This window comes from Lentzea sp. NPDC006480 (assembly GCF_040611995.1).
Classification (GTDB): Bacteria; Actinomycetota; Actinomycetes; order Mycobacteriales; family Pseudonocardiaceae; genus Lentzea.
This window is the reverse complement of record NZ_JBEXPJ010000105.1, coordinates 22,511-30,780: the sequence shown is the minus strand read 5'-3', so window position 1 is coordinate 30,780 and position 8,270 is coordinate 22,511. Positions and strand designations below refer to the sequence as shown.

Sequence of the window (8,270 nt, the reverse complement as noted above, 5' to 3'; positions counted from 1 at the left end):
CGCGAGGATCGCTGCGGCCTGGTTCGCGATCATCGGCAACGCGGGCTGCGGGATCTTGCCGTACCTGCTGTGCCACCGCTCGTTCGGCCCGTCGCCGTACAGCCACCTCGCCGGATGAGGACAAGGCGCACGCCAATTCCGTGAATTTTCTCCGGCGCGAATTGGCGACACTGCTGTCCAGTGGTGGACATTAGTGTCCGAAACACCGCTGAGCTGGCTTTTCAAGACGGTCACAAATGGGAGTTACCCGCACCGTTGTCGCCCCGTTACCATTCGGCTCGGCGCGTCCGCACTGCCCGGCGGATCTGCGCCTGAACTGCGACGACGTACACCAAAGCCCCTCGAAAGTGGTTTTGCGAGCGAGGTAGGAGCGTGATTCTCCTGAGGTGCCCTGTGCACAGCACAGCCGACGAATTCAGCAGAACTCACGGGTCCGCCGCCCGGGAGGTGCGATGAAGGAGAGTTTCCTGCACCAGGGCTGCATCTACGGCAGCGACGCCGAGTTCCTCGCGATGGCCGTCCCGTTCGTGCAGGACGGGCTCCGCCGGGGTGAACCGGTGCTGGTGGCCACCACGCGACCGAACCTGGAACTGCTGCACGACGTGATCGGGCCCGACGCCGACGGCGTCGAGTACACCGATCACGACCATCTCGGCCGCAGGCCTCCGCAACGCGCGACTGCCATCCACCGCTACTGGACCAGCCGTCAGCCCGCCGGGACCGTGCGCGTTCTCGCCGAGCCCGAGTGGACGGGCAGGTCGAGCCGCGAGATCACGGACTGGCAGCGGATGGAGTCGGCGCTCAACGTCGTGCTGGCCGACACCCGGATCTGGATGATCTGCCCGTACGACAGCAGGGCCGTCCGGCCCGACATCATCGAGAACGCCCGGCGCACCCATCCGGAATGCGTGGTGGGACACCGGGCCGAGCCCTCGTCGCAGTTCGTCGCACCGGAGGAGTTCGCCAGATCACGAGTCCCGCAGGCGGGCGTCGCCGCAGATCTCTTCCGCTTCGAGGGCGAGCTGGCGGCCGTGCGGCGGTACGTGCTGAAGAAGGCCACCGCGCTGCTGAAGTCCGACGACGACGCCGTGGGCATGTTCGGCATCGCGATCGGCGAGGCCGTCTCCTACCTGGCCAGGCAGGGGGTGGACCGGGCGGCGGTGTGGGTCCGGCCGGCCGCCGGCCGGGTGGTGTGCACGCTGCACAGCGACACACCGCTCGACCACGTCCACCCGTTCGTCGGCTACCGGCCACCCGGTTTCGCCGAACAGCCCGGTGACGGGCTCTGGCTGACCAACCAGATCTGCGAGTGGCTCGACATCACCTCCGACGCGTCCGGCTGCACGATCGAGCTGGCCATGCCGGGACGACAGGCCGCCGACGACCTGCGCCGGGCGGAGAGGTCCCGGCTGTCCTTCGGCCGCTGAGCTATGCCCAGTCGCGCAGCTGCCCGCACCAGGCACCGACACCCGCGCCGGTGGACGCGGACAGCGGCAGGACCTCGGCTCGCTGGTTCACCTGACGCAGGTGCCCGGCGAAGGTGTCCACCGCGAAGTCCAGGTGCGGCGCCAGGTCGACCTTGTTGAGCACGACGAGGTCCGCCGTGCCGAACATGTGCGGGTACTTCAGCGGTTTGTCCGCGCCCTCGGTGACCGACATGATCACCACGCGGTAGGACTCGCCCAGGTCGAACAGCGCCGGGCACACGAGGTTGCCGACGTTCTCCACGAACACCACCGACCGGCGAGGCGGGTCCAGCTCCCGCAACGCGCGCGCGAGCATCGAGGCGTCCAGGTGGCAGCCCGCGCCGGTGTTGACCTGCACCGCGCGGCAGCCCGTCGCGCGGATCCGCTCGGCGTCGATCGCGGTCTCCTGGTCACCTTCGACCACGGAGACCACCGGCTCGCCGCCGAGCCCGCGGATCGTGCGTTCGAGCAACGTCGTCTTGCCCGCGCCCGGCGAGCTCATCAGGTTCACCGCGAGCACCTGGCGTTCGGCGAGCCACTCGCGGTTGCGCCGCGCGAGGTCGTCGTTGCGGGCCAGCACTCGCTGTTCCAGCTCCACGGTCACGCTCGAGCACCCGCAGGTCCCGCACATTCCGGACTCACCTCCACCGACTTGATTCGCAGTTCCCCGCCGGACAACACATCCGCGTGCGCACTGCCGCACGCCGGGCACAACAGGATCAGGTGGTCGGCGCCGAACTCCCCGCCGCAGTCCCGGCAGCGGGCACTCCCCGGCGGCTCGTCCACGACGAGCGTCGCGCCCTCGACGGTCGTGCCCTCCGCGACCAGGTCGAAGCAGAACCGCACCGCGTCCGCCAGCACCCCGGACAGCACGCCGATCTCCAGCCGCACCAGGCGGATCCGGGCCTCACCCGTCTTCTCGGTGATCGCGGCGATGATCGCCTGCGTGACGGCCACCTCGTGCATTCAGCAGATCCTCGGCAGCGGGTCGCCAACCAGCACGTCGCAGATCCTGGTGCCACCGAACGAGGTCTTCAGCAGCACCAGGCCGGCCGGCGTCTCGCCGACCCGTCCGATCACCGCGGCCTGCGCGCCCAGCGGGTGAGCCCGCAGCGCCTCGACCGCCTGCCGGGCACTGGCCTCGTCCACCACGGCCACGAAACGTCCTTCGCAGGCCACATAAAGAGGATCGATGCCGAGCAGCTCGGCCGCGCCCCGCACCTCGGGGCGCACCGGGATGGCGTCCTCCTCCAGCACGACGGACACCTCGGCGGCCCGCGCCACCTCGTTCAGCACCGTCGCGACGCCGCCGCGGGTGGCGTCGCGCATCATCCGGACTCCGGGCGCCACGTCCAGCAGCGCGGCCACCAGCTCGTGCAGCGGCGCGGTGTCCGACTCCAGGTCCGACTCGATGCCCAGGTCGCCGCGGGCCAGCATGATCGTGGTGCCGTGGTCGCCGATCGGCCCTGACACGATCACCGCGTCGCCCGGCCGCACGTGGTGCGCGCCGAGCTGCCACGCGTGCTCGACGACCCCGATGCCGGCGGTGTTGACGTAGCAGCCGTCGCCCTTGCCGCGCTGCACGACCTTCGTGTCACCGGTGACCACGTGGACGCCCGCCGCGTCGGCGGCCTCCCGCATCGACGTGACGACCCTGATCAGGTCGGCGACCGGAAAGCCCTCCTCCAGGATGAAACCCGCCGTCAGGTACAGCGGCCGGGCACCGGACACGGCGAGGTCGTTCACCGTGCCGTTGACCGCCAGGTGACCGATGTCGCCGCCGGGGAAGAACAACGGTGTCACCACGAACGAGTCGGTCGTGACGGCGACCCGGGAAAGACCGATCTCCAGCGCCGCCGCGTCGTCGAGCGGTTCGAGCGCCGGGTTGCGGAACGCCTCCAGGAACACCGCCTCGACCAGCGTCTGCGTGGCCTTCCCGCCGGCGCCGTGGGCGAGCGTGATCCGCTCCTCCCGCACCTTCGGGCGGCGCCTGCGCGTCTGTTCGATGCGATCCAGCACCCGCCGCTCGCGGTCGGACGTGGTCATCGCGCACCTGCCCGGTCGCGGGTGAACCGGCCGAAGTTGTAGTAGGCGGCGCAGGCACCCTCCGGGGACACCATGCACGTGCCGATCGGGGTCTCCGGCGTGCACGCGGTGCCGAACACCTTGCACTCCCACGGTTTCAGGACGCCCTTGAGCACCTCGCCGCACTGGCACGACTTCGGGTCCGCCACCCGCACGCCCGGCAGCTCGAACCGCAGCTCGGCGTCGAAGTCCGCGTACGCGGCCCGCAGCCGCAGCGCCGAGTAGGAGATGAAGCCGAGGCCGCGCCACTCGAAGTACGGGCGCAGCTCCATCACCTCGCCGATCGCCCGCAACGCCGTCGGATTGCCCTGCCACGGAACAACTCTCGTGTACTGGTTCTCGACCTCCACGCGCCCTTCGTCGAGCTGCCGCATCAGCATGTAGATCGACTGCAGCACGTCCAGCGGCTCGAACCCCGCCACGACGATCGGTTTCCGGTAGTGGCGGGCGATGAAGTCGTACGGCGCGCACCCGATCACCGTGGAGACGTGGCCCGGTCCGAGGAACCCGTCCAGCCGCAGGTCCGGTGAGTCGAGGATGGCCTTGATGGCGGGCAGGATCGTGACGTGGTTGCAGAACACCGCGAAGTTGTCGATGCCCTCCTTCGCGGCGCGCAGCACGGTCATCGCGGTGGACGGGGCGGTGGTCTCGAAGCCGATCGCCATGAACACGACCTGCACGTCCGGTAGTTCCCTGGCGATCTTCAACGCGTCCAGCGGCGAGTACACCATCCGGATGTTCGTGCCCTCGGCGTTGGCGTCGAAGAAGTTCCCGCCGCTGCCGGGCACCCGCATCATGTCGCCGAAGGAGGTCATCAGCACGCCGGACTGGCGGGCGATGTGGATCGCGTCGTCGACCCGCCCCATCGGGATCACGCAGACCGGGCAGCCGGGCCCGTGCACCAGCGTGATGTTCTCCGGCAGGTAGTCCTCGATGCCGTGCTTGTAGATCGTGTGCGTGTGGCCACCGCACACCTCCATGAACTTGTACTCGCGGCCCGGCTCGCACAGCGCGGCGATCTCGGCCGCGAGAGCCCTGGCCTGACCGGCGTCCCGGTACTCGTCGACGAAACGCATGTCGCGCAACCTTCTAGTCGATGCGGGAGTCCCGCAGTGCGTCCATCTCGTCCTGGTAGGCCTTGCCGAGAGTTTCGAGAAACTCCAGTGCCGCGCGGGCTTCCTCCTCGTCGATCTTGGAGAGCGCGAAGCCGACGTGGATCAGCACCCAGTCGCCGGGCTCGAGGTCCTCACCGTCGAGCAGCCCGACGTTGATGACCCGCCGCACACCATTCACGTCGACCTTCGCGAGGTCCTGGCGGTCGGAGAGGATCTCCACGACCTCTCCCGGAATCCCGAGGCACATGTCCCTCACCTTCCGTGGTTCGCGACGATGTCGGTCACGGCCGCCACCGCGGTGCCGACGGCACGTTCGACCACGGGGCTCAGGCCCATCCGGTGGTCGATGACCGCGGGCTCGCAGCCGACCAGCACCACCCGGCCCGGCACGCCGCCGAGCAGTTCCAACAGGTCGAGCACGACGTCGGGCTGCATGCCGTGCGCATCGAGACACGGGTGCGGTGACCGTGCTTTTGTGTCGAGCTCGATCACGTAGACGGTGCCCGCCTCGTCGCCTCGTTCGGTCGCGTCGACCAGGACGGTCAGCTCGGGGTCCGCGGCGGCCAGGTCGTAGGCGAGGTGCATGCCGCGCACGCCGTAGTCCGCCACCCTGACCCAGTCCGGCAGCTCGGTCTTCTCCAGCTCTCGCACGACCTCGACGCCGAACCCGTCGTCGCCCAGGAACACGTTGCCGATCCCGGCGACCAGCACGCTCGTGGTCACAGCGGATCGACCTCCTCCGGGCCGAAGTAGCGGTACAGCCCGGACGCCGCGAGCAGGTCCGCGCCGAGGTCGTCCTCCAGCGTCACCGCGAGATGAATGCCACCGTCCACATCGGACATCACCCGGTGCACCACGGCGGTGCGCCCGGCCAGGAACATGTCGTGCGCGTCGGCCTTTCGGACGGGCCGCAGCCGCACCCTGGAACCCTTGCCCACCAACACTCCGTCGACGAGGACGGGCGCTTCGTCGGGCGGGGCCTCGCCGCGAGCGGTGTCTGGCGACGACTGCGCCGGATCCTCGCCGCGAGCAGCGTCGTGCAACCTCTCCGCCGGATCCTCGCCGCGAACAACGCCGAGCGACGACTGCGCAGAGTCCCTGCGGCGCGCGCCGTGCGTTCGGTCCACCGGCTCCTTGCCGCGCATGCCCTCCACCGGATCGTCGCGCCGCATCGCCCCGTGCAACCGCTCCACCGACTCCGCCGGCAGTCCGTCAACCCGGTCGAGCAGCGCCGCCGCCCTCGCGTCGGTCGCCCGCACCTGCCGCTTCTCCTCGGGCGTGAGCGTCATCGTCCGCAACGTCAGCAGCTCGTCGATCTCCGTGGCGTCGAACATCTCGCCGTGGCTCTGCTCCGCGACCTTCGGGTGGTCGTACAGGATGATCGGGGCGCACAGCACCGCGTCGTCCCGGCCCTGGTCCCCCACCAGCACCGGCCACGTCCGCTCGTTGCGGCAGCCCCGCACCGCCTCCGCCGCCCACTCCGGTGGGTTCACCAGCGACAGGAAGCTGCCGCCGGACACCGCGAGCAGCGTGTGCGCCGAGATCAACGCCCGCTTGAGCGCGTCCTGGCGGCTGGAGGCGGCGGTCCAGGGCGACGTGTTGCGCACCCACACCCGCAACCGCAACGCCTCCGGCCGCCCGGGCACGGGGTCGGCACGCATCCGCAGCTCACCCCACAGGGTCCAGCGCGTGCGGACCAGCCGCGCGCCGCCGCCTCCGGCGATCATTTCGACCTCGCTGCCACCGTCCACTTCGAACGGCCGGCGGGCGCCTCGTCCGACGAGGTCGGCCACACCGACCTCCAGGTCGATCTCGCGCTCCACCGCCTCGTCCCAGGTGGTGTGCTCGTGTCCGGCGACCGTCGCGGACGGCACCGCGCGATGACCGGCGCCGTCCGGTACCTCCACCACCCGCGACTGCAGGTGCAGGAACCGCAGGCGCACGTGCAGGGTCGCTCCCGCCGACGGCACCATCAGCAGTTCCGCTCGCGAGTCCGGGTGCTCGCCGCCTCGGGTGAACGACGGCGGCATGAGCACACCCCACTGCCAGCGCAGCTGGTTCTTGGCCGCGGACGCGCGGTACGGGTAGAGCAGGTACCCCTCGTACAGAACGGCGTCGGCGATCGCCTTCGCCAGCGTCATCGCGTCCGTCATGACGTCACCAGCTCCCACAGCAGGTGGTAGAGAGTCGTCTGCGCCTCCTGGATCCGGTGCACGGAGGAGGACGGCACGACGAAGAGGTGGTCCACCACGCGCGACTCGGCCATCTGCCCGCCGTCACCTCCGGCGACACCGACGGTGAGCAGGCCCCGCCGGTGCGCCTCGTCGAACGCCGGGAGCAGGTTCGCCGAGTTGCCGCTGGTGGACAGCCCCACCGCGATGTCGCCCGCGCGCCCGAAGGCCGCGACCTGCCGGGAGAACACCACGTCGAACCCGACGTCGTTGCTCAGTGCGGTGATCACCGCGATGTCGTTGGTCAGCCCGAACGCCGGCAGCGGCCGCGCCGCGCCCGGCGGGTTGAGGAACAGGCTCGCCAGGTCCTGCGCGTCGGTGGAACTGCCACCGTTGCCGAACGCGAGCAGCCGCCCTCCCGCCGCGAACCGTCCTGCCATCTCCCGGGCGCACTCGTCGAGACGGTCGCGCTCGCGCTCGAACATCTCCTCCCGCAACCGGACGGTCTCGTGCACCTTGGCCACCGTCGAGGCGCGCACCTCCGCCAGCAGTTCGTCCACATCGGACGACGCGGCGTGCAGGAACGGGTACAGCGACTCGGTCATGCCGCACCACCGGGCAGCACGGAGATGGCCTCCCCCGCGTGCACGAGCACGGTGTCGCCGACCTCGGCGGTCACGAGTGCGACGCTCACCTCGCGTTCGCCGTCCTCGAACCGCACGATCGCCATAGCGTCGTCGAGCAGGCGCAGCACGGTCGCCGGTGGAGCACTGTCCGAGCAGGTGAGGCAGACGTCGTCGGAACAACCTGGAGTGGTCACGCCACACCGGTCCGCTCGAGGAACACGTGCGTCAGCTCCCACAGCAGGTGATACGCCGTGACGTGGACTTCCTTGACCACCAGCGGATCCGCCGACCTGGCCACCAGCACGTGGTCGGCGGCACCGGTCGCGGCGATCGTGCCACCGTCCCCGCCCGCCAGTGCGACGGTGAGCAGCCCGATGCTCCGCGCGACCTCCAGCCCGCGCAGGACGTTCCGGCAGTCGCCGTCGGCGGACAGGCCCAGCGCGATGTCGGCCGGTTCGGCGAGGAAGCGGATCTGGTGCGCGAACGTCTCGGCGAACCCGGCACGGGCCGCCACCCCGGTGAACGTGGCGACGTCGGAGGTCAGCGAGATCGCGGGCAGAGCGGGCTTGCCCATGATCACCGGATGGACGAACTCCACCGCGACGTGCTGGGCGTCGGTGCTGGGGCCGCCGTTGCCGAAGACCACCAGCTTGCCGCCGCGCTGGAACCGCTCGGCCATCCGGCGGCAGGTCCGCGTGATTTCCCCGGCCTGCTCGGCGAGGTCGAACAATGGACCGGTCCGGCGCAGTGACAATTCGTTGAATCGGCCAGCACGATCTGTAGTCGAAGGTTTTGACACGAGCCCTT

11 protein-coding genes are annotated in these 8,270 nt (G+C 70.1%); 1 reads left to right on the top strand and 10 read right to left on the bottom strand.

The features are described 5' to 3' along the window. The first annotated feature begins 452 nt into the window (after positions 1-452). Positions 453-1,427 (top strand): MEDS domain-containing protein, encoded by a 975-nt coding sequence (locus ABZX92_RS31565; RefSeq protein WP_355567349.1) that lies wholly within the window; start codon positions 453-455, stop codon positions 1,425-1,427. Position 1,428: 1 nt separating this feature from the next. Here ABZX92_RS31565 and hypB read toward each other — a convergent pair whose 3' ends face one another. The 10 genes from hypB to ABZX92_RS31515 are packed head-to-tail and all read right to left on the bottom strand — an operon-like array spanning position 1,429 to position 8,193. Beyond that, positions 1,429-2,097 (bottom strand): hydrogenase nickel incorporation protein HypB, encoded by a 669-nt coding sequence (hypB, locus tag ABZX92_RS31560; RefSeq protein WP_355567346.1) that lies wholly within the window; start codon positions 2,095-2,097, stop codon positions 1,429-1,431. Further along, positions 2,067-2,432, bottom strand: coding sequence for a hydrogenase maturation nickel metallochaperone HypA (locus ABZX92_RS31555; RefSeq protein ID WP_355567343.1), 366 nt, complete (start codon positions 2,430-2,432; stop codon positions 2,067-2,069). The genes hypB and ABZX92_RS31555 overlap by 31 nt, the downstream gene beginning before the upstream one ends. Beyond that, positions 2,433-3,512: a hydrogenase expression/formation protein HypE gene (hypE, locus tag ABZX92_RS31550; protein ID WP_355567340.1), complete on the bottom strand. Its 1,080-nt coding sequence runs from the start codon at positions 3,510-3,512 to the stop codon at positions 2,433-2,435. Further along, the gene (gene hypD, locus ABZX92_RS31545) at positions 3,509-4,627 is read right to left on the bottom strand and encodes a hydrogenase formation protein HypD (RefSeq protein WP_355567337.1); all 1,119 of its coding nucleotides are present in this window, start codon (positions 4,625-4,627) and stop codon (positions 3,509-3,511) included. The genes hypE and hypD overlap by 4 nt, the downstream gene beginning before the upstream one ends. A gap of 13 nt (positions 4,628-4,640) precedes the next feature. Further along, positions 4,641-4,913, bottom strand: coding sequence for a HypC/HybG/HupF family hydrogenase formation chaperone (locus tag ABZX92_RS31540; RefSeq protein WP_355567334.1), 273 nt, complete (start codon positions 4,911-4,913; stop codon positions 4,641-4,643). Between the two features lie 5 nt (positions 4,914-4,918). Beyond that, positions 4,919-5,389 carry a hydrogenase maturation protease gene (locus tag ABZX92_RS31535; RefSeq protein ID WP_355567332.1) on the bottom strand — a complete coding sequence of 157 codons (471 nt, stop codon included), beginning with the start codon at positions 5,387-5,389 and terminating at the stop codon, positions 4,919-4,921. Further along, complete coding sequence (locus tag ABZX92_RS31530; protein ID WP_355567329.1) at positions 5,386-6,819, bottom strand: hypothetical protein; 1,434 nt, start codon at positions 6,817-6,819, stop codon at positions 5,386-5,388. Before ABZX92_RS31530 ends, ABZX92_RS31535 begins: the two co-directional genes overlap by 4 nt. Continuing rightward, positions 6,816-7,442 (bottom strand): SIS domain-containing protein, encoded by a 627-nt coding sequence (locus tag ABZX92_RS31525; protein ID WP_355567326.1) that lies wholly within the window; start codon positions 7,440-7,442, stop codon positions 6,816-6,818. Before ABZX92_RS31525 ends, ABZX92_RS31530 begins: the two co-directional genes overlap by 4 nt. After that, positions 7,439-7,657 carry a HypC/HybG/HupF family hydrogenase formation chaperone gene (locus ABZX92_RS31520; protein ID WP_355567324.1) on the bottom strand — a complete coding sequence of 73 codons (219 nt, stop codon included), beginning with the start codon at positions 7,655-7,657 and terminating at the stop codon, positions 7,439-7,441. The genes ABZX92_RS31525 and ABZX92_RS31520 overlap by 4 nt, the downstream gene beginning before the upstream one ends. Beyond that, a complete protein-coding gene (locus ABZX92_RS31515; protein WP_355567355.1) occupies positions 7,654-8,193 on the bottom strand; it encodes an SIS domain-containing protein in 540 nt (179 codons plus the stop codon). Before ABZX92_RS31515 ends, ABZX92_RS31520 begins: the two co-directional genes overlap by 4 nt. Positions 8,194-8,270 lie beyond the last annotated feature (77 nt).

Excerpts from the sequence above, each read along its gene's own strand:
- ABZX92_RS31565 (WP_355567349.1), top strand. The coding sequence starts at position 453 with ATGAAGGAGAGTTTCCTGCACCAGGGCTGCATCTACGGCAGCGACGCC.
- ABZX92_RS31540 (WP_355567334.1), bottom strand. The coding sequence starts at position 4,913 with ATGTGCCTCGGGATTCCGGGAGAGGTCGTGGAGATCCTCTCCGACCGC.
- ABZX92_RS31555 (WP_355567343.1), bottom strand. The coding sequence starts at position 2,432 with ATGCACGAGGTGGCCGTCACGCAGGCGATCATCGCCGCGATCACCGAG.
- ABZX92_RS31530 (WP_355567329.1), bottom strand. The coding sequence starts at position 6,819 with ATGACGGACGCGATGACGCTGGCGAAGGCGATCGCCGACGCCGTTCTG.
- hypE (WP_355567340.1), bottom strand. The coding sequence starts at position 3,512 with ATGACCACGTCCGACCGCGAGCGGCGGGTGCTGGATCGCATCGAACAG.
- hypB (WP_355567346.1), bottom strand. The coding sequence starts at position 2,097 with ATGTGCGGGACCTGCGGGTGCTCGAGCGTGACCGTGGAGCTGGAACAG.
- hypD (WP_355567337.1), bottom strand. The coding sequence starts at position 4,627 with ATGCGTTTCGTCGACGAGTACCGGGACGCCGGTCAGGCCAGGGCTCTC.
- ABZX92_RS31525 (WP_355567326.1), bottom strand. The coding sequence starts at position 7,442 with ATGACCGAGTCGCTGTACCCGTTCCTGCACGCCGCGTCGTCCGATGTG.